This is a genomic window from Haladaptatus sp. AB618, from assembly GCF_024136965.1.
Taxonomy (GTDB): Archaea; Halobacteriota; Halobacteria; order Halobacteriales; family Haladaptataceae; genus Haladaptatus.
Genome location: NZ_JAMYJX010000015.1, coordinates 33,266 through 53,470, shown reverse-complemented (window position 1 = coordinate 53,470; position 20,205 = coordinate 33,266). Strand labels below are relative to the sequence as shown.

The window sequence follows — 20,205 nt, the reverse complement described above, 5'->3', positions numbered from 1 at the left end:
TTGATGATACTATGACAGATAAAATCTATGCGTCATCTTTATCGTTTTAGGGATCCTACATTATCTTGACCGCAAGAAGGACCATGAGATGATTGATGTGATTTGTGCAAATCACATCGAGTGTGGTAGATCAGTTAGTACTCGTGGGCGGGTATGACGCGTGTCAAAACCGAGCCTCAGGTGTAACGGGGACACGCATCCTTCTAGTTCCTTTGATTAATGAGATTCTATGATTGCTAAGGTAGAGGCAGATATATCAATACGTAAGATAAGATTCAAAAGCACTTGATATAGAAGGATGTGGTGCATTCGTGGCTACATATTCACATATCTCTTTTTTGTCGCCTTCACTCACGCTTTCTCTAGTATCATTAGTTCCGTAGGGGGCGATTTTTCCATTAAACCACATAGATATTCGTTCCGGGACTGTCATCCCATATGCAGTTGGAATAGATAGAGGCTCATACTCTATCGAATTGGGAATAGTAGCTGCTTTCGCCCAACGATCTTCGTTTTTTAGCTTCGCTACTGGTGGATCCAATTGGTTGAAGCTATCATCAGATGATTTACATTCGGCGATTCTGTGAGAAAGGAGTCTCGCTAATAGTGAAGTGGGATAATAAGCATCTGCTTCTACACAATTTACAAGAGGAATATCTGTTCTTTCACGCAATTTAGTGATTCTCCAGTGTACTGGGCGGGTTGACTCAATACCACCACGGATAATCGTGATGGGAAATTGAGTGTCGTTTCCGAGTAGATCATCAATTAAAAGAGCGGAGAGAATAGGGAAAACCTCTTCAGGTTTTTTATTACCATGTTCACTGGTGTTATGATGATATGCATTTATTTCTGAATATTTTAATATACTTGGGCGATTAAAAAGGAATTCATAAAAGCTCGGATGATAAGTGTCATAATGAGTTTCATTATGTCGTTCAAAGAATAACAATACTTTATTATCCTCGTGCCTGTCTGGGTGCTTCTCTATAGCAGCATGCTTTGATTTTCTCATTTTGTGTATGATATCTATTTCATCATCTCTGTCAGTCTTTACACCGACAGCAACAAGATCTTCCCCCTGTTTGTCCCAGGCAATCTGAATGGAAGATGAGTATGTCGTGTTCTCCCCCTTTAATTGAAAATCCATAGTAACGTTTCATCATTAGACTGCATAAAAATGACGGATATTTGCTAAATAGACAAGCTTTTTACTTTTAAAATAATTTCATTTATATTACCAGTTTTGTAAATGTAGGATGCGAAAGAGTTTCGTATGATCATATCTTAGGATATTTCTATGGGAATTGTCCCGAAGAAGGTATCTCAAAATAGGAGACAAATCATTTGGGGAATGATCATTCTCGGTTTACTTGTCTCACTTTCATTTCTAGTATATGGTCTGGTGATTCTGAGAAAAGATGGAACTAATCAAGCGAAGAATTGGATTCAATTTTCATCTAATATAGGGACTTTAGTTGGAGTCGTGTTCGCAGCGTGGGGAGTATACTTGACACAAAGTCATTTTGTTGTAGCGTACAATCGAGAGAAAAGAGACAGAGAACAAGTTGCATTATATTATTTACAACAATCTTGTCATCGGATTAAGAAAAAATTACTAGATATCCAATCTATACCACCAACCAATGAAGAACAAGAAAAGCAAGACGAATATCATGTTGACACAAAGATTCATGAACCAGACGCTTACAATGTGATTGAGGATAATATTCATAAACTAACTAAACTCTTCCCAGGCGATATTTCTGGAGAGGAACGATATGAAATAATCAAACATCAAGGAATTGTTAAAGATATTGAAGATCTAGGAAGGGTTTGGAACCGAAATAAAAACAAATATCCAATTGAGTCGACAAGTGGAAACGATGAATTTGAAGCGATTCTTTTCGATCTTATAAAACGAACAGATGATCGAATTAATGAGTTATCGACGATGTCTGTGGATCCGCTTTCGGCCCGTTCCGACGATAGATCAACGTTGGGGGCGAGTGACCACACTGACTCAAATATGTTGGTGGGTGGAGATAGTTTGGCAACAACCGAAGGGATAGTGGAGCGAGAGACAACGTACACTCCACGAATGTACAAGGCCGGTGGATTCTTATTGATGTTATCTGGGGTTATCGGCACGATCGTCGGGGTTGGATTGCTCATCACGAGCGACAGTATTTCGATGCTCGGGTTGAGCGGACTCGGTACCGCAACCGTCGGCATTATCGTCCTCGTGTTCTCGATTATCGAGTTCGCGGGTGGTGCGTCGGCGTACAGAGGGCAGAACTGGTACGGCAGTATAACCGCAGGTGTGCTGGGTCTGGTAACGATCTTCACGCTCCCACTCGACCTCATTGGCACACTTCTCATCGCACTCGGTGAAGGAGAGTTCGACCGTAAAGAGGAAGTGGAAGAAGAACCGGAACTGATGAAATAATCGGAAGATCAAGAACGTGGCAACCGGAGAACCCGAGCGTAAAGTGGCTTCTGACCAACCGCAAGAAGACAGTCGAACGCTGTTCATCCAGTTTGTCAAGGAGTATTCCGAAGAGGAATTGGCAATCATACTGATCGCAGCCGGTGTCGTCTCACTCTTTCCTCCTAAAATTCAATCTAAATTAGATAAAAATTAAGTGGCCTAATCCTCTCTCATGCGGTGGATCATAAATCGCGAACGGATTAATTCGGGGGTTCCGGGGGCTTTCTACTTCCGCTTACTCCGTAAAGCGGCAGTGATCAAGATACTGCCACGTGTAGTGTAAAACCCTGATAGAACCCTTATATCATACAATATCAGCAGTTTAGAGATCCATAAATCGCATATCGCTACATCGAATTCGATGATCGCAGGAACAGTTTCAGTGTTTGGGTTTTGATGCGTGCCTTCTATTCTTCAGAAGTAGTTATGAACGGGAGATATCTGGCGATTCTGATTTCCCCATTTAGAAAACTTTCTAGCTTGCATTCTCAGTACGAGTTCGAAAATCACCGGAAGAGAACCTAATCAGTCTCATCTGTAGTGGAAATGAGGCACGCATCACAACCAAAACTCCGAGGTTATACAGTGACAACCACATAAATTCGCACTTGGTTGAAAAGCGAAATACAGAAGTTTAACGATAAGATACTACGTGGCAGATAGTCAAGACCAATGAGGAACACATTTTTCATTTTCAATGACGATCCGATTTCGAACTATGCCCAAAACCCTCGCAGAAAAGCCGAACAAGTGATTGATGAACTCTCCTCAGACGAGATATTGAGTACAGAAGCAGAGGATGTCGCAGAGTATGCAGTAAACCAACACGAGATTGACCCACTTAATCTCGAGATCGACAATCCAAAGGTGACTATTGATGACTGGGGTAGCGATGAGGAGCCAACGCTCAGATATCGATACACCGGCAACGAACGTATTCTCCACTTCCAGCCAAATCCACACACAAGGTCAGAATTCCGAACAGAAGTTAACGAAGATGAAAATCACGTAGACGTCTATTTCCCAAGAAAGAGGGACGGGTATTCCAACAAACAACTCAAAAAACAGCACGAAAAAATTAGCGAGTTCGTTGAAGAACACTACCAGAGGGTTCAGAGTAACATAAACGAACACTACGATGAGATCCGAGAACATGCCAAGCGTTTGCACGAAGAACAGCAGAAGAAGGTCCAGGAACAACAACAGCAGTATTCTGATGTCGGATTTGATGTCACTCGTCGGAGAGATGTCAATAAAACGCTAAAAATCGATGAGCCGAAACGACGAAGCGAAATCACTATTGACGACATTAGCAAAGAACGCCCCGACCCAGGCATTTCTGACGATACCTATCATGAAATTATCGAAGCAGTAGATGCAGTTGGTCACGGTTTCGAGAAATCACCGGAGACCTACTCAGACTTCGAAGAGGAAGATTATCGGAATGTCATGTTGACGTTCCTTGAAATGAATTTTGAGGGCTCTGCTACTGGTGAAACATTCAACAGAATGGGTAAAACCGATATACTCCTTCGGCATGATGGTGATAATATTTTCATCGCAGAGTGTGGTATGTGGTCTGGCCCCCAGACACTTTCTGGCTCTGATGATGAAGGCGGCAAAATTTCCCAGTTGATTGAACGATATCTTACTTGGCGAGACTCGAAGACGGCGGTAATCCTCTTCGTTGAACGTGAGTCGTTCTCTAATATCTTGGAAAAAATTCCGGATGCGATTGAGGCTCACCCTCTTTGTGCAGGTGAAAAAGAGAAGAAAGCTGAAAACTGGTGGCAATATTCATTCGACCGACCCGATGACCAGGAAAATCCGGTTGATATAGCAACCCTCGCCTTCGATGTGTCGACTGATCAGTAGTGATCAACCCCTTGAGAGCTTGGGGCAGCGGTTCCGCTCTCATGTTCTATCTCGACACATATTTTCTTGAAAATCTGATGAAATTATGTGCTTCCGCAAGAGCGCCGCACTCACCTTTCTCTATTCGCAACCCGATGAGAAAAGTGAGAAAAAACGCTCTCAGCAGTAGCCGACAGATGGTTACATGTCGGAGAGATCATAAATTGCGACCCCCTCGTCAGCGGTGTGTTGCCGGGGTGCCCCGAGAACACACCCATCTTCTCCGAGAGAAAAGCAACAGTGTGTTTAGCTCACCTCCGCTGTCGCACTCGTCAGTGCGACCATTCGTTCGCCCACTTCGTGCTCAATTGCATTGGCCAGCTCGCTCTGCACGTCCATATCGTCACATTCCTCAACCGATTGGTGTATGAGAAAAACAGAAGATGAAACTACCCGATTGATAACTGCTTACACAAAATCACCCTTGAACACACAAACGCAGCTGAAGTCAGAAATAATCACAAGAATGACGAGTCACACCCGTTGTGACCGGATACGAAAGCGAAACCACGAGGTAGCTGTAACATACACATACACCACTTCTGAAAAAATAAGCTCTTTTCTTAGTTGTAACTAGAATAAGAGGCGTCGGAGACGTGAGGAACCACCCCAAGCCGCAACCAGAGGCAGTCTACACGTCACGTCTCGTCCAACGTATCAACCGTGTTTTGTTTTCGCGCCGTTCTCACACCCCACTACCGTCACGTCCGGTCACAACGGGTGTGACGCCACCCGTGACCGCTCCATCCTCGAGGAGATCGAACTCGTGATACCGCATTTCATTCAGCCCTTCAACTGTATCCATGTCCATTGCCACGATCTTGATTTTCTCCTGTTGCTGACTCACACGGCGCTCTTTGACCGTCACGTCCGACCCACCGAGGTCGACGAGCGCGTCCCACACGCGAGTGATCGTCGTCCCGTGCGGTTTCTCGCCATCGATGGCAGTGATCGCTTCCTTCAGATCCGCACGTGTCCAGAAGATGCTCGAGCCGTTTTTCCGCCGCGTGGCGAATTCGTCCCATCGTCGGGCAGCCGTCACTGCACGCCACGAGTTCTTTTTGTTTTTCTCGTCGACGAGCCGCTGTTTCACTTGATACGGCGAGCAGTTCGCGTACAGATCCAGGGGAGACGTAGCCGGATCGACGTCACCCGGTAGACCAGCGGTGTTCGACGATTCGTTATTGTCTTCGATTTCGGCCTCGAGTTGGCTGACCTTCGCCGTGGCCGCTTTCGATATCTCCCGTGCAGTCTTTGCGTTCTCGCTCGCCTCGTGTGCGTTTGCGGCTAAGTCCATCCGTGCCGTACTCGCCTTTTCAGTGGCCGTTTCGAGGTCAGCAACGCGCTGTTCAAGCGTGTCGATCTGTTCGGCCTGATGCTGGATCACCGCCCACATCGTCTCCCGGCTTGGGACCTCCTGCTCAGCCATGTCCACGTTCGACGTGTTCGGCTCTTGCAGGTCCATCCCCATTGCGGTGGCAAAGTCGTCGTCCGAGACAGTGTTCTCGTCAACTTCGTCGGGTGACAATCCGATCGACATCAGTACTCACCTTCCAAATTCGGTGTCTTCATCGACGCTCACCCAACGGAGGAAGTCCAAGATCCTCGGGCAACAGATCTTCCAGTCGGTTAGCGACTTGGGAAAGTCCCTGCGTGTCGGGGTCATAGATTCCGTAGTGAATTAGCCAGATGCGTGCTGCCGTCTCTGACACATCGAAGTGGGCGGCCGTACCCGCGATTGTTCCTGCTTGCTCGTAGGCAGTCCGCAACTGCTCTGGATCACGGTACGGATGCTGCTTGAGTTCGTCAGCAGTCGTCAGCGAGGATAGTGCCGTTGAAAAGCCGAAATTCGAGGCAGATTGGTTGGGTGAACTCGAGATACACTCGTTATTCGTGTTTGTCCACTGATCTAATCGGCACTGCGTGTCCGGTAGCGGGGAACCTTTACAAGAAGTGGTTTCGAAGTTTTGGGTACTCTGGGACATGATCATTGGCTTGTGGTTGAGTCATGATTCCGATGCCAGAGGTAGCCGGTGCGTTCGCGAACGAGTGATTGGACCCACGTACGTTCGCTGCTTTGCGCACCGGTGCTACCGACCCGAGAGCCATGCGATTCTCATTCATCACTTGGATAGCATCAAGTGACGTGATGTCTAGGCTAGCGGGTCGGGAATTGGCCTCCGGCGTGGCTACTGCTTCTCACTAAGGTGTATTATCTGCACCGCCGTTTACGACGTAAAAGCATATGAAATGTTTTAGAAACACAGCAATATTTCCCATCAGGTTATTAAAACAGGAATGAACGACAAAAGGACTTCTGAACTACCTAGCAGCCCTATTCGAGCAATATCTCGGAAGCAGGTCGTGCCTTCGCTCGATAGGATTCATACAGCTCAGATCCCCAGTCAACGAGCTGGTCGTTCGAACTGATGATCATCGCAATATGTCGCCCATTTCCATCCTCGTTGTACGCTGCAACAGCGACCTTGCGGTCGTCGTAGAGTCCAATTCCGAGCGTCTGGGGCTCTTCCATCACGAGCGGCCGATAGTTATCGTACCTACCACTCCTGACTGCATACCGTGTCCCTCTACCGGCAGCTGCTTCTTTGGCCGTTGGCCAGTCTAGAATGGCCTCCGATTCGATGCCGAGTTCCAGCAGCCCACGATATGCTTGAAAGAGAACGGGGTTATAAACAGAACAAAGGCATCGGAACTGGCTGATGTTTCGGTCATACAGTTTGAGACACGTCTCAAGAACCGACGCAGGGTTACGAGGATTAGAAACGACGAGATCAGCATCAACGAGTGCTGCGACTGGGAACGTTGTGGCATCCAGTGGAAGTCGCTGCAGCCACGGCGCTTTTTCGATGAGTTGCTCAACGGCCGTGCACAGTTCACCGTACGCAAAACAGACATCCTTTCCTGTGGCTGTGATTCGTTGGAGACCCCCCTCGTCAGAGACCCATTCGTACTCAGCAAAGGTCGCAAGAATACGACGAATCGTCGATTGAGACGGCAAGTCGCTCGAAATAGTCTGAAGCTCACTCAGTCGATACGGGTGCTTCGTAAGCGCCTGTAAAAGGATGAATGGATGCACAGATCGGGAGAGATACGAGAGGGATTCGATGGAGATTGTCTGCAAACAATTTTCGATTACCTTGAGAAACAAGAGACCGCCTGCAGTCACCTTGATTCCATCTTCGTGACCGTTCACTAATCCCTGTTCCTGGAACACAGTGAGATGAGGGGAGACAGCTTGGCGAGAGACATCAGCAGTATTAGCGACCGCAGTTTGTGTCGTTGGGGTAGGAAGCTCCCTGAATGCACGTAAAATGGCCAAACGCGCTGATTCTACCGTTTCGCTAATAACGGAGCGAACGTTGAGGTCTTCATCAGTGAGAGGATGTCGTACAGTGACAGTCACGGTTTGGCACCAGTGATGCACGTTCGATTTCCCGTTCTAATATAGGATTTGATTTGGGCTGAAATAATTGTATGATGTTCAGATTAATCACCGAGAATACGAAAACAGACGACACTAATCGGACAAATAGCTTATACATTTGTCACAGTAACGCAATCAGGTTGTAAGATGTAGAATCGAGTCAGTGGCTTTATCTGACTCCTCACTTGTTGTGGGTGTATGAATCCGGAACCGCGGCAACCTCCCTCCCCGTCCGGTCTCCCGGTCCTCGGCCACACTCTCGATTTCGCTCGCGACCCATTCGAGTTCACGTACAATGCGATCGAAGAGTGTGGCGATATCTATCGGTTGGTCCTTCCAACCGAAGAAATCTATGTGTTAGCTCACCCCAAATTTTTTAGACAAGTCTTGATCGACGACGTGGAGGCATTCGGTAAAACAGAGGATTTCCAGATGGCGTTCGGTCAAGGAGTGCTCGCTACCGAGGGCGACCAATGGCGCCGACAGCGGAACATTCTTCAACCACTGTTTCATCGAAAGCAGGTTGCTGGCTACGGAGACTACATGGTTGAGGCAACACAGCGTCGTCTCGAGGCGTGGTCACCAGGCGAAACATGTGATATCGAATCAGAGATGCAAAATCTCACCCTCGAAATTCTCTTTGCGACACTCTTCGGCCGCGAGCTAGCACCCGGAGAAGGGAACGAACTCCGAGCCGCATCAGATGGTCTCAATAGCTGGTTTGCACCAACGTCCTGGTTGCTACCGAATTGGGTCCCGACACCGTCACGCCGCCACTTTTCCGAATCAAAGGAACAGCTTCGATCAGAAATTCGCAGATTGCTTTCTGAACATGGTGAGAAGTCAAAGCCTGACAGCCTCCACCAAGAAACACTCTTGTCAAAACTTGCAGAGGCTCGTGAAGCGAGCGGTCAAGATCATCTGAGTACCGAGGAAGTCGAAGGACAGCTACTCACGATGCTCTTTGCAGGCTATGAAACGACTGCGGCCGCTCTTGGGTTTGCTTGGTACGCATTGGCCCAAAATCCCGAGATTCAACAAGCGTTTCACGAGGAACTCGATGCAGTACTAGACGGCGATCCACCGACACATGCGGACATCACTGACTTAGAACTCACACAACGGATTGTGACCGAAACACTTCGTATGTACCCGCCGGTGCACACGATTCCTCGCCAAACAACGCGGGATGTGAACGTCGATGGATATCAGGTTCCAGCAGATACGCAAGTCCACCTTCCACTTCTGGCGATACACCGTGATGAGCGATTCTACGACGATCCTTCGTCATTCCGTCCAGATCGGTGGACAGGTGAGTTTGAGGACTCGCTTCCTGACTACGCCTTTATTCCATTCGGTGGAGGACGTCGGACGTGTATCGGGCGAGAATTTGCGACATTGGAAGCAACACTTGTGCTAGCGACGATTGGTCAACACTGGACGCTTGAATGGATGGGGGAAGAGGCAATTTCAATCGAACCAGAAATGACGATGAAGACACAAAATGGACTCCCGATGCAACTTCGGTCGCGTTAAGTATACTAGCCGGCTCTTCTATCGGTAGATTTAGTGAGTGTGTGAGAAAGACCTATTAACGATCACTAGTCCTCTCACATATGAAGACAGAAGATAATGAGTTGGCAGAGGGGACAGTACTCTCAGATGAACGTGTAGCAAGATACGAGCAATTACTGGATGAAAAATCCGAGGTGGAGCTCACGGAGACAATGGCCACGGTTTGTGGAGTACATAAAGCATCATTCCGTGTATATCTGACCGTACTTGATTATCCACACAGTACGATCGCTGAAATCGCTGAAGTTCTCGACCGTGATCAGAGTACGATTGGGAAGCAATTGCAACCGCTATACGAACAAGAATTGATCACTCGATATCCGCGTACCGTCTCCAACGGTGGTGTCAAATATCTCCATGTCGCTCAATCGCTAGCAGAAACCAGAGAGTGGCTGCAGCAAGAGCTGGACAAATGGACAGACTCGGTAATAGCCCAACTCACGCAGCTCCATGTGACGTGAACATTTGTCCACCAAGTAGCAACTTGCTGACGATGAATCGGAATACATCGGCGAGATACAAGCCGACACTGGCGTTAGTATTATATACTAATCCAGAGATATGCCGATACTTTGTGATCGGATTTGGCAGACTGCGGTACGTCTGACACCCCGCATTTCATGAGTGTATGCTAATCTTTAGCATTAGTAGATGAAGAAGTCTGTTGATAGGCTATTCCTCAGTCCATCTATCCGGCTATTTGGATAGTCGAATATTCGACTATTTGGACATTCAAATAGATGGATACCCGAATAGTCGAATATGCGCCTATCCGTACAGGCGAAAAGATGAATTTCCAACTGGTAAAATAGACACAAATTCTACAGTGGCTAACAGTGAATACCGTGCAACGACCTCGTGACTACTGACGAGAAAAGGACACAGGAAGGATATTATTCACGCAGCTCACTCTTCAAGTGACGCCAATCGACTATCCTCGGATAAGACTTCACGTGCTAGATCGGGCCGAATACTGAACGAGTATTCGTAATAACTCCCACCATGAGGGCCCTCATTCTTCTCATTGACATCGAGGAATCCCTTAAGCGTGAGTTTGCTTAGGCTGTCGTGGACCGTTCGATCAGAGACAACCTGGGCGTCGACTCGCTTTGCAGCAATCGTGTACTTCTCATACACGTGAGACCGCTTTGCAGGAGTTCTATCCTGCTCATCGAGTTTCAACAACCCATAGAGTGTGAGTTTTTCCTGTGTCGGAATCTGCGACAGTTCGGCCATGATTTTGTCTTTCTCGACGATCCGATCGGCAGCCCGAACGTGAGATTCGCGAACCATGGAATCATTCTCATCTCGCGCGAGATCACCTGATTTGTAGAGACGTTTGAGCGCTTGCCGAGCACTCCCGTATTTTTGACCGGCAAAGGCAGCACAGAGGGGAATGACATCACCTTCGAGGACGTTTTCGTGGAATGCCTTCTCAGCCCGTTGTTGGAGGATTTGACGGAGTTGATTCGCATCATAGGGCGGAAAGTGAATTTCATCATCGCATAACGAGTCTTTCACGCGCGCGCTCAGGTTATCACGGAATGTGAAGTTGTTACTAATTCCGATCACGCCGACAAGCGTATCATCGACGTTTCCGTTATCATTGCAGCGCGGAAGTTCGTAGAGGATATCGTCATCTTTGCCGATCGAGTCGACCTCATCCAAGACAATCAAACAGTGCGTTGCATCGAGGTCATTGAGGTGGTCCCAGAGCATATTATAGACCATTCCCGCAGGATATCCCGTCGCTTTGATTTGCTCTTCCGGGGGACGGAATTCATTTACGAGATGGGCCGCGACCTGATAGCTGGAGGAAAGCGTTTTGCAGACGAGTGAAACAGTATGGAGATCGAGATGGTCGTAGTCTTCCTGATCCGTCCGAAGGCGATCAAGGACAAGCTCAGTCGCGAGTGTTTTCCCGAGACCGGCATCGCCGTAGAGGAAGATGTTCTTGGGCTGGGCACCATTGATCACAGGACGGAGCGCCGATTGATATTGAGCAAGCTCGTCGTCACGACAGACGAGTTGGTCTGGAGTATACGAATCGCGGAGTACGTTCTCGTCTTGAAAGATTGTTTCATCCGGTGAAAACTTCTCCAGACCCATCTTGGGATAGTTCTAGATAGCATATGATATAAAACCACGGTTCACGAGTTTCACGAGTGGCAACTCTTTAAAACACCCCCTCCCCCCATTCTTCACGAGAGTTCCTAGACAAACAGGGGGAGGGGGTGAAACCCGCTTTCTAGAACCAGCATCTATAAGTCCCTATATCTACAACAATACCCGTAATACACTTAACACTTTTATTTCATAGTAGATATTGTTTAGAAGAGCGTCAGACATTGTTTCTGAACACACGCTTGCGAACCAACTCTCGTGAAAAGTGGGGGGAGGGGGTCACCGCATCTACGGTAAAACACTCGTGAAACCTGGGGGGTGTCTCACCGTCAACTCTCGTGAAATGCGGGGGGAGGGCGTGATCGAATTGCGTGGTCTCCGCCGTGGTGTCTCGTGTCGAAGCTCCGTTTCTCATGACCGAGAGACGCACCCCTTCATTAGTACTTCATACTAACTCTTGCATACTCTCTGCCTTGACAGTCTGTCCCGTTGAATATGCGCATATTCACAAATTCGAATAGTCGAATATTCGGATAGGCGTCTGACGCACCTATTTATCAATCCCGTACAGACGCCTATTCATGGCGTATAGTGTCAGCGTATCAAACCAGAAGGGTGGCACCGGCAAAACGACTGTTGCAGTCAATTTAGCGGGCGCACTTGCCAATCGAGGCAACAAGGTGCTCCTCGTCGACCTCGATCCGCAGGGCTATGCAACCGAATCAGTCGGTATCCCCGACGCATACGACGCTGATGGACTCACACTCCATGACGTGCTTCTCGACCTCGACAAAATCTCTCGGACTGACGACTTGGTCCGAGAAGCCCCCGAGTTTGACGTCATTCCTAGCAATGTGGCTCTCACGTCGAAGAACACCGAGACAAATCTGCAGAATGCACAAGGTGGAGAACGACGGGTCGGGATGGCCCTCGACAATCTTTCCACTGACTATGACTTCATCGTCATCGATTGTCCCCCTGGACTGGGTGCGCTTACTGACAACGCTCTTCTGGCAACTGGGCGTGTGCTGATTCCGGCGGAAACCAAGGGAACGAGTAAACGAGCTGTCGAACTCCTACGCGATCAAATCGACTCGCTCGAAATGCTGTTTCCCGAAGCTAGTATTCAGCCTGTTGGGGTCGTCGCTAATGACGTCCGCCAAGATGGGGTTAGTAATGAGATGATCGAGTGGTTTGATACGGTGTTTGGGGAACTCGTTCCTGTCTACGAACTCCGGAAGCGAGTGGTCCTCCAACGTGCCCAGATGGCCGGTCGAACGATTTTCGAACATGATGAGGAGTGTGACATGGAGGGTGTGTTCGATGACATTGCTGCGGATCTCGAAGGGAGGGCTGCTGAATGACTGATAATCGTGCCGAGGAGTTGTCTGGCCGGTGGGGAAACTCAGACGATGAGAATAGTGAACAGGCGGATAGTCAGATAGACGAACAGGCGTCTGGAACGAATGGGCAGACAGATAATGAAGACGCACAGGCGAATAGTCGAATAAGCGGTAACGATGAACAGGCGTCTAATACGAATATGCGCATAGGCGATAAAGACGCACAGGCGAATAAGCGTCGGAAACTGACGACGAGAGAGCGGGAGAGTCAAATGGTCTATCTTCGGCCTGACCAGTATGAGCAGCTCCATGGCACGTGGTTAGACTTGGAGTATCGGTTCGGCCGAAAGCGCGGAATCGACCTGGAGAAGAGTCGTGATTTCCTCGTCCCACTGCTTGAACTAGGGATGGCCCAGCTAGGTGATGTAGAATCTCGAGATTTAGATGAGTTGGCGGACCTGCTCGGTATTGAAAACGAGTAACAGGTATTTTGAGTAGTTCGCCGATTTCCCCTGTCTTCCAGTGATCTCGTACCAATGTCTGCTCTAGGAGAAAGGCTTACCTATGAATAGCACTAGACTATGAATAATGAGTAAATCAGAACAACCAAGCGACTCTGAAAAGGAGGTCGTCGCCGTGACAAAACATGGGCAGGCCACGATCCCCAAACGGTTCCGCGACAAACTCGGAATCGATGCCCCGGGGAAGGTTCTGTTCCGAGAAACCGACGATGGCACTGTTATCGTCGAACATGTCCGCTCACCCAGTGAAATGCGGGGCTTCGCTACGCGAAGTGATGCACGGACCGACACTCCAGCAACGGAACTGCTTCGTGAGAAACGCGAACAAGACCGAGACGAGCGCGAAGCCCAGTTTTCATCTGAGGACGAGTGATGATACTTGACCGCGTTGTTTTCGATGCCGAGCCGTTGATCGCTCATGCAGACGATGAACCGGGAAGCAAGACCGTTGAACAGTATCTCAATGCCGTTGCTGCCGAAAATACTGTTGGATACGCCAGCTGTGTGAATCTCACCGAAGTTCGGTATACACTCGCTCGGAAGTACGACCGAGCGACTGCTGACGAATATCTAGAGTGGCTCGACGACCTTGGCGTCGAACCAGTCAATGTCGATCAGGTGTGGATGGATGCTTCCGACTATATTCTTGAGTACAATCCCGCTCTTGGCGATTCGTTCGCACTTGCGACCGCAACTCATCTCGACGCAACGCTCCTTGTTGGTGGGGATGACGACTATGATGAAATCTCATCAGAGCCGATTGAGCGCTTTCGCGACGGGTCTGCGTAGCGATCCTTTCGAGCGCCGGTCGGAACTTCGTATTTGCGGGATGGGCTGTTTACACCTGCTCTTTCCGAATCGTCACGATATCCGCTGCCACTCGTTTTGATCCCTCCGCTGCAATCACAAGCATATTGGGTGCCGGTGTGCAGGGTGCTCGATCACCAACGTGAAATCTTGCATCTGCAGCACCGGGGAGTTGCACCTGATACCCATTGCCTGCGATTTGGAGAGAGGCGTTTGCGACTCGGTGGATCGAAACGGTGTCGAGCGCGGCTGACGTTGCGAGTTCGACGATGTTCTCGTCTGTGATTCGGTCGAGATCGACGACGAGTAGGAGACCGTCGAATGCAAACACGCGGATATTGGCAAGATGGGCGGGCTCGTCGTCAACCTCTTCAACGAGTCCGGCGGCTCGAGCAGGCTTTGTGACCTGGAGAGCGAAGCCATCGCCGGACCGTTTGATCTTGTTAGCCATTGGTGGTTAGTATAGCATACTAACGCAAGAAGATTCGCTTTGGTAGATGCACTCTTGACTCGGCATTGTTCGTGAGAAGCGTTGGGGTCTCAAACCCTCTCATATGTTCTCAGTTTCACTTCCACTCTGGTTGGCTGAAGTCTTTACCCGTCGGGTACCAAGTGTTGAGTGCAGTCAGCGTAACCCAGCAGGCGATGTGGATTCTCGTACTCATCCCAACCCATGTTCCCATGGCGTCTGCTTTTTCCCCTTGTCACAATGAGATAGGTAGTGTCACGAGTGGACTCTGTCCGAGGGTTTACCTATCGCGTCCTCGAATTTGGGAGTACGAATGGGTCCAAACGAGACGTCGCCACTCACACCACTTGCGCAAGAAGCACTTGAGGCACTCGCGAGCACGATCCCACCCGGTGGTGAACTCACCTACGAGCAAGCATATGCGATTCTAAAGGAGAAAGAAGATCTTGAGCGGCCTGCTGCCGAAGATATCATCGAACGACTGTACAATAAGGGCCACCTCTACGAAGTCGAGGAGAAACTCCGACTCACTGATTACGGCTCTGATCAGTAAAACTGGACTCTTTTTGAGATCAAACCATTTAGTATCAATGTGAAACTTCTTGTATTAGGATTCGACAACTGATAGGTATCAATGACACGAGAGGATGATATAGGTCGCTTTTACTCCTTGCTTTCGCGGCTTGAAGACCGCGTGGGTGGAAAACAAATACTCGAAAACTGCACTGGCTACATGGATTGGCCTGATCGAGGTGTCTATTTCTTTTACGCGTCTGATGAAGCATGTGAGACAACTGATTGCCTTCGAATAACTCGTATCGGGACACATGCTGTCTCAGAAGGCAGTAGCACATCACTTTGGGATCGACTCAGAACACACCGTGGAGCAGTGAGTGGAACGTACGAAAACGGAGGCAATCATCGTGGCTCGGTGTTCCGAAAACGCATCGGTGAGGCCATTATCGACCGCGACGAGTTGAATGAGGCGTATCCAGAATGGGGCAACGGATCGACTGCAAAACGAGACCTTCGATTGGAAGAACTCGAGATGGAACAGCAAGTGAGTGGCTACCTTCGGGAACTTCCCTTTCTCTGGCTTAACGTGGATGACGAACCCAGTGCAGACAGCCAGCGGGCCTACATCGAACGGAATACGATTGCACTGTTAAGCAACTATCAACAGGAACCGATTGATTCGCGTTCCGATGACTGGCTAGGGAAATACAGTCGAAGTGAGAAAATCCGTCAATCGGGTCTATGGAACGTAAACCACGTTGATGAAACATATGACCCTTCCTTCCTCGATACGTTTGAAGAATACATCAAAGAGACCTCTTCTCCATGAACTGCCGAAAAATCTCCCGTCAAGAAGACGAACGATGATGCAGGAGATTCAAATCGATTGGGAGGAGCTGACGTCTGCAGCGACGCAGTGTGTTGACTGGGCTGGGTTGTCGTGGTCTCGATGGCACGAGCTCAATTTGATCCGGTCCGTGAAACGACCGTACCTTCCGGGAGTCTATCGTATTCGTCACGCTAACTATGCAGGGCTGGTATACATCGGCGAAACAGGCCAGAAGAAGGGACTCAATGGCCGACGACTTCCAGCACTTGCTGATAATGTCTATGCTGATAAGCAAACACTTGCGTTAAATCCGGATCCGAAAGGCGAACCGCATACTGCCGCCCCGAGTCTCGTCCACCTTTGTGAACGTGCTGGTGATCACGAACTACAGGTTTCGTATGCTACTCCTCGAGGTGCGGAGCATGGAAAATGGAAACGACGGGGTATCGAAGCAGCACTCATCGCGCTCCATCGGTTGGCTACTGAACGGTCACCATGGGCGTTTGAGCGCCGACCTCAGCACGATGATTGGAGTGATCATGCGCCATCGCTATCTTGGGACAACTGGCGTGATCCCCAGAGTAGTAGCTGGATGGGCTTAGATTGGACGCCAGTTCAACGGCTTAGTAGTCTCTCTGCTAGTTCTGTTCCAGAGGTCGGCGTGTACCGAATCTGGGACGAAAATGACGATAAGACACTCCGATACATTGGGGAAGGAAACGTCTTTTCACGGCTTGATTCTCACGTCGCGATTGACGGGGAGGATGCTTTGTTTTCGGCTGCACCCCTTCCAGACCCTGCGAGAGGCACTAACGAGAAGCATCGGAAAGATATCGAGGTTGAACTCATCGGGGCACATACTTTCGGCACTGGCGTCCCACCAGCTCGGCAATTCAACCGTGATCCAACCGCAGGTTCGTTTAGTGGTCTCTCCCAATCACGACTATTTTAGCCGCGAGACTATCTTATTTTCATCCAAATAAACGGAACCGACAGTCACTCTGTAAGTCGCCGACCGTGGAACCGATGGAATTGCACCTCTCTACTGGTAGTCCCCAAGTACCGCTTGTGTCGACTCTCCTTGTACTCGTTGACAGAGCTGTTCGATTGTCCGTGGTTTTAACTGGTCAACGCTGTTGATTCGCTGTGCAAAGTTCTTCAAATACAGTCCTTTGAGACCGATTACGATCGTGCCATGCGTTTTTGCGTCTTCGTTCCGCGCCGATATCGAAATGACATTATCGAATTGCTCACCAACCAGTTCACGGTTGAACACTACTCCAATCCGATCTGCTGGGATTTCCGTTACTATCTCGTCGATATCGATACTTGTGTAGTAGTCTTTCCCGAGTGTGAACAAGACGATATCGTAGCTGATCTCGTTTAATGCCAGCTTCATTTCTTGCGGGATGTGTAGCTGTTCCGACCGCTCGCGAATCTCGTTAGCAGTCATCGAACTAAACGTTACTTCATACGGTGGCAATTTCTCGTCTTCCCGAACCAGGCCGAATCCTGCACTCACAAAGTACCGACTTACATTGTGCCCTCCTGCTTTGAGTCCTTGCACTGCCTCTTTCACGTATTCTTGCTGACGCCCTGTGTAGAGGTCTCGTGCGATGATACCTGGAACGTTTTCGCGACTCAGGAGTTCGTCTTTCGTGAATTGGTCGAGTTCATCCTTCTCGAAGATCGGTGAATCCTCTGGCACCTCCTTCGATCCCGAACACTGGTCGATCACGAGAATGTCGAGTCCGTCTTTCGTATCGATTTGGGGTGGATGCGGGAGAAAATCCCACCCAACGACGTAGTTTTCACCGAAAGAGGTGAGGACACCTTCGCGTAACTTCTCCGCCTGTTCGAAGGTCTGTAATTCACATCCAACGCTTTCGACCGTATCAATAACTGAATCGTTGAGCTCAGTGCTGGGCGTATGGATGTACGCTTGTTGATAGCGCTGGGCGATATCCGCGAGGTTCGTTGCCATTTTATCGGCATCGAATGAGACCGAATCCGGTGTTTCCTCACACCACTCGTGGAAGCCATCAGCATCAATCAGTCCGATTTCGGCCACTGGAAGATCGTGGACGTGCTGCCAGAACGTGGGGTGCTCTTCTCGTAGATACTCCTCTACGGTATCGTAATCGCCCTGTGTCGCATTTCCAGGTGTAGCGATCAAGGTTTTCGGAAGATCCCGTGCGAACTCGTCGTAGAACCGCCGTGTGTTGTGGAATCCTCGTCGTCGGTTGCGGTCATTTCCACGGAAGATACACACTTCGACACCGTGTTCTGCACAGATCGGGCAGTCACACTTCTCCCACGGGCGCGCTTTGAGTGTTTGGTAGTATTCGTCGAGAAGGTCGTCATCGCCAATCCATGTCGCATACTCCTGCACGACAGTCCAAATTTGATCAACGGCCTCTACGTCGGAGTCCTCATCAGTGGATTCAACTTCCGGTAGCATTCGAGGATACTTCTCGAACTCGTGCTCTGCGCGCTCTAAGAGGTCATCGTATTCCGCAAAGTCGACTGGATCTTCGGATTCGTCCTTCCGAAGCAGCTTGACTACTCTACGGCGAAGGTTCGCGCTAAAGCTGGCCTGTAACTCCCTTGCCTGCTCGAAATCAGCTCGGAAAACTGATTCCACATCACGAAGCCGAGAAACGTTGTACTGCTCGTCGTGGCGGTGTTCGCGTAGATAGTTCCGTGTTTCTTCCAACACCGGATTCGCTTTCGCCTTCCAATCCTGTAGCGCCTCGGCAATTGGTTCGTTGGCCGCATATGCCCGAAGCGCGGCGAGTGTCTCTCGACCTCTTAATGACTTTTCGATAGACTCGTCGAGATCGTCACGGGTGGAGGGGTAGCGAACACGAATTGCATCGTAGCGTTCGTCTGCGTCAAGTCGATAATTCTGCCCGCCCGTCCAAGCCGAACGGAGCATACTGGCACTGTCGAAACTCGACATTCCAGAACGACCGACGGTCTCGAACGCTTCGGTCTTTGCAAATCCAAGGACGTGTGAATCAACACGGGTGTCGTTTTTCCGTTCGAACGTTTTGACGACCTTCCCAACTCCGCTCACGATTTGCCGGACGTCGTGAATCGGACTCCCTGCAACTCCACCGAGGCCGAGGTAATTGTATCCAATATCGAGGACTTCCTCGGCGGCACTGGTGTATGCATCCGGACACCACCCCTGGATCGCCACCATCAAACGGAACGGATAGTCGCCGTCCTCGTAGAGGTCGTACATCTCGCGGGCATTCCGGAGTGTTAAGTCGTATCGGAACTGCTTGTCGTCTTCTCGGTAGACTGCACGGGGATCGTCAGCGAGTTGTGTGAGGACTTCGTCGGCGTTTCCTTCGAATATTTCCGGAGCAAACGGTTTAACCTCCTCATCTGAATTGATTCGAATAGATGGTTCATATTCGTCAACGAACGACGGCCATTCCTCTGGCCACTCGTCTACCATCAGATCGACGACATTGGTTAGTGAGTCAGGGATATCTTTTTGCTTGAAATCACTGTGGAAGGCACGTTTGTCAAGATAGAGGAGTCCTTCGTCCTTACCCGAACCCGAAACGAGGTGGTCGATTGTCACTCCGACTGAAACCTCAAGGGCCTCGTAAAAATCGAGCATCTCCTCGTTGCCATATGGAGGGAATGGGAGAGATTTGTATCCCCATGCACCACAATCGCTAATCGTAGGAAGCCACTCCGGAACCGAGAGTACGGGATCGTCATAGACTCCATATTCTTTGAGACGTTTGGCCTTTCGATTGGTTTCTTCTACTTGCTCCCGAGAGATAAGGACACCATCGATAGGTGTTGTTTGTCGGTCAAAAATATCCCAGACGTAGTCTAAATCGCGCTCTTGTCTGTTGAGGCTGGACAATTCATCATGATCGAAATCATAGTCAGCATCGACGGCGTCATCCCACTCAGGAACGTAGAATCTCACGAATGGGATTTTCTATGTCTGAATTATATATTCTTTCATACTGGTGTCCCCTTTTGTAGTGAACCGACCACGAGGCGAAGGATATCTCTGGTGTGAATAAGCGGTCCTAGTTCAGGCTGAAGAAGTTGAACCTGATCGACCATTTGCATAGTATCGTTGATAGCGTATGGGCAATGTCGATTGGGGAGAGGAACAGACGTCACTGTCGGCGCT

Annotated in this window: 17 protein-coding genes; 11 read left to right on the top strand and 6 right to left on the bottom strand. The window is 49.3% G+C overall.

Annotated features, from left to right (window positions below; translation table 11 throughout):
* Positions 1–256 precede the first annotated feature (256 nt).
* Positions 257–1,150: a hypothetical protein gene (locus NKF26_RS23400; RefSeq protein ID WP_253234985.1), complete on the bottom strand. Its 894-nt coding sequence runs from the start codon at positions 1,148–1,150 to the stop codon at positions 257–259.
* Positions 1,151–1,300: 150 nt separating this feature from the next.
* On the opposite strand from NKF26_RS23400, the gene NKF26_RS23395 reads away from it, so the two are divergent.
* From NKF26_RS23395 to NKF26_RS23385, 3 genes are all read left to right on the top strand, one after another.
* The gene (locus NKF26_RS23395; RefSeq protein WP_253234984.1) at positions 1,301–2,449 is read left to right on the top strand and encodes a hypothetical protein; all 1,149 of its coding nucleotides are present in this window, start codon (positions 1,301–1,303) and stop codon (positions 2,447–2,449) included.
* Positions 2,450–2,465: 16 nt separating this feature from the next.
* Positions 2,466–2,645: a hypothetical protein gene (locus NKF26_RS23390; RefSeq protein WP_253234983.1), complete on the top strand. Its 180-nt coding sequence runs from the start codon at positions 2,466–2,468 to the stop codon at positions 2,643–2,645.
* A 596-nt stretch (positions 2,646–3,241) separates the two neighbouring features.
* Positions 3,242–4,366: a hypothetical protein gene (locus tag NKF26_RS23385; protein WP_253234982.1), complete on the top strand. Its 1,125-nt coding sequence runs from the start codon at positions 3,242–3,244 to the stop codon at positions 4,364–4,366.
* 724 nt (positions 4,367–5,090) lie between these two features.
* Here NKF26_RS23385 and NKF26_RS23380 read toward each other — a convergent pair.
* Together NKF26_RS23380 and NKF26_RS24545 are read right to left on the bottom strand one after the other, a co-directional pair.
* The gene (locus NKF26_RS23380; RefSeq protein WP_253234981.1) at positions 5,091–5,945 is read right to left on the bottom strand and encodes a hypothetical protein; all 855 of its coding nucleotides are present in this window, start codon (positions 5,943–5,945) and stop codon (positions 5,091–5,093) included.
* A 795-nt stretch (positions 5,946–6,740) separates the two neighbouring features.
* Positions 6,741–7,640: a transcriptional regulator FilR1 domain-containing protein gene (locus NKF26_RS24545; RefSeq protein WP_253234980.1), complete on the bottom strand. Its 900-nt coding sequence runs from the start codon at positions 7,638–7,640 to the stop codon at positions 6,741–6,743.
* Between the two features lie 408 nt (positions 7,641–8,048).
* Between NKF26_RS24545 and NKF26_RS23370 the strand changes: the two genes are divergently transcribed.
* On the top strand, positions 8,049–9,386 hold the full coding sequence (locus NKF26_RS23370) for a cytochrome P450 (RefSeq protein WP_253234979.1): 1,338 nt from the start codon (positions 8,049–8,051) through the stop codon (positions 9,384–9,386).
* 80 nt (positions 9,387–9,466) lie between these two features.
* Positions 9,467–9,886, top strand: a complete 420-nt coding sequence (locus tag NKF26_RS23365) for a helix-turn-helix domain-containing protein (RefSeq protein ID WP_253234978.1) — start codon at positions 9,467–9,469, stop codon at positions 9,884–9,886.
* Between the two features lie 445 nt (positions 9,887–10,331).
* On the opposite strand, the gene NKF26_RS23360 is transcribed toward NKF26_RS23365, so the two are convergent.
* Positions 10,332–11,534: a Cdc6/Cdc18 family protein gene (locus NKF26_RS23360; RefSeq protein WP_253234977.1), complete on the bottom strand. Its 1,203-nt coding sequence runs from the start codon at positions 11,532–11,534 to the stop codon at positions 10,332–10,334.
* A 596-nt stretch (positions 11,535–12,130) separates the two neighbouring features.
* Here NKF26_RS23360 and NKF26_RS23355 point away from each other — a divergent pair.
* The 4 genes from NKF26_RS23355 (at position 12,131) to NKF26_RS23340 (ending at position 14,202) form a co-directional block, all read left to right on the top strand.
* Positions 12,131–12,913 carry a ParA family protein gene (locus NKF26_RS23355; protein WP_253234976.1) on the top strand — a complete coding sequence of 261 codons (783 nt, stop codon included), beginning with the start codon at positions 12,131–12,133 and terminating at the stop codon, positions 12,911–12,913.
* Positions 12,910–13,374 (top strand): hypothetical protein, encoded by a 465-nt coding sequence (locus NKF26_RS23350; protein ID WP_253234975.1) that lies wholly within the window; start codon positions 12,910–12,912, stop codon positions 13,372–13,374. The genes NKF26_RS23355 and NKF26_RS23350 overlap by 4 nt, the downstream gene beginning before the upstream one ends.
* Before the next feature lie 106 nt (positions 13,375–13,480).
* A complete protein-coding gene (locus tag NKF26_RS23345) occupies positions 13,481–13,786 on the top strand; it encodes an AbrB/MazE/SpoVT family DNA-binding domain-containing protein (RefSeq protein ID WP_253234974.1) in 306 nt (101 codons plus the stop codon).
* Positions 13,783–14,202 carry a PIN domain-containing protein gene (locus tag NKF26_RS23340; RefSeq protein ID WP_369682186.1) on the top strand — a complete coding sequence of 140 codons (420 nt, stop codon included), beginning with the start codon at positions 13,783–13,785 and terminating at the stop codon, positions 14,200–14,202. The genes NKF26_RS23345 and NKF26_RS23340 overlap by 4 nt, the downstream gene beginning before the upstream one ends.
* Before the next feature lie 49 nt (positions 14,203–14,251).
* Here NKF26_RS23340 and NKF26_RS23335 read toward each other — a convergent pair whose 3' ends face one another.
* Entirely contained in the window at positions 14,252–14,671 is a 420-nt protein-coding gene (locus tag NKF26_RS23335) for a hypothetical protein (RefSeq protein WP_253234972.1), read from the bottom strand.
* Between the two features lie 331 nt (positions 14,672–15,002).
* Here NKF26_RS23335 and NKF26_RS23330 point away from each other — a divergent pair, with 331 nt between their 5' ends.
* A complete protein-coding gene (locus tag NKF26_RS23330; RefSeq protein WP_253234971.1) occupies positions 15,003–15,242 on the top strand; it encodes a hypothetical protein in 240 nt (79 codons plus the stop codon).
* An 81-nt stretch (positions 15,243–15,323) separates the two neighbouring features.
* Positions 15,324–16,034 (top strand): hypothetical protein, encoded by a 711-nt coding sequence (locus NKF26_RS24540; RefSeq protein ID WP_369682185.1) that lies wholly within the window; start codon positions 15,324–15,326, stop codon positions 16,032–16,034.
* A gap of 1,042 nt (positions 16,035–17,076) precedes the next feature.
* On the opposite strand, the gene NKF26_RS23320 is transcribed toward NKF26_RS24540, so the two are convergent.
* Positions 17,077–19,992 carry a queuine tRNA-ribosyltransferase tRNA-guanine transglycosylase gene (locus tag NKF26_RS23320; protein ID WP_253234969.1) on the bottom strand — a complete coding sequence of 972 codons (2,916 nt, stop codon included), beginning with the start codon at positions 19,990–19,992 and terminating at the stop codon, positions 17,077–17,079.
* Between the last annotated feature and the right edge of the window lie 213 nt (positions 19,993–20,205).

Excerpts from the sequence above, each read along its gene's own strand:
- NKF26_RS23345 (WP_253234974.1), top strand. The coding sequence starts at position 13,481 with ATGAGTAAATCAGAACAACCAAGCGACTCTGAAAAGGAGGTCGTCGCC.
- NKF26_RS23335 (WP_253234972.1), bottom strand. The coding sequence starts at position 14,671 with ATGGCTAACAAGATCAAACGGTCCGGCGATGGCTTCGCTCTCCAGGTC.
- NKF26_RS23330 (WP_253234971.1), top strand. The coding sequence starts at position 15,003 with ATGGGTCCAAACGAGACGTCGCCACTCACACCACTTGCGCAAGAAGCA.
- NKF26_RS23350 (WP_253234975.1), top strand. The coding sequence starts at position 12,910 with ATGACTGATAATCGTGCCGAGGAGTTGTCTGGCCGGTGGGGAAACTCA.
- NKF26_RS24540 (WP_369682185.1), top strand. The coding sequence starts at position 15,324 with ATGACACGAGAGGATGATATAGGTCGCTTTTACTCCTTGCTTTCGCGG.
- NKF26_RS23355 (WP_253234976.1), top strand. The coding sequence starts at position 12,131 with ATGGCGTATAGTGTCAGCGTATCAAACCAGAAGGGTGGCACCGGCAAA.
- NKF26_RS23400 (WP_253234985.1), bottom strand. The coding sequence starts at position 1,150 with ATGGATTTTCAATTAAAGGGGGAGAACACGACATACTCATCTTCCATT.
- NKF26_RS23360 (WP_253234977.1), bottom strand. The coding sequence starts at position 11,534 with ATGGGTCTGGAGAAGTTTTCACCGGATGAAACAATCTTTCAAGACGAG.
- NKF26_RS23365 (WP_253234978.1), top strand. The coding sequence starts at position 9,467 with ATGAAGACAGAAGATAATGAGTTGGCAGAGGGGACAGTACTCTCAGAT.
- NKF26_RS23395 (WP_253234984.1), top strand. The coding sequence starts at position 1,301 with ATGGGAATTGTCCCGAAGAAGGTATCTCAAAATAGGAGACAAATCATT.
- NKF26_RS23380 (WP_253234981.1), bottom strand. The coding sequence starts at position 5,945 with ATGTCGATCGGATTGTCACCCGACGAAGTTGACGAGAACACTGTCTCG.
- NKF26_RS23370 (WP_253234979.1), top strand. The coding sequence starts at position 8,049 with ATGAATCCGGAACCGCGGCAACCTCCCTCCCCGTCCGGTCTCCCGGTC.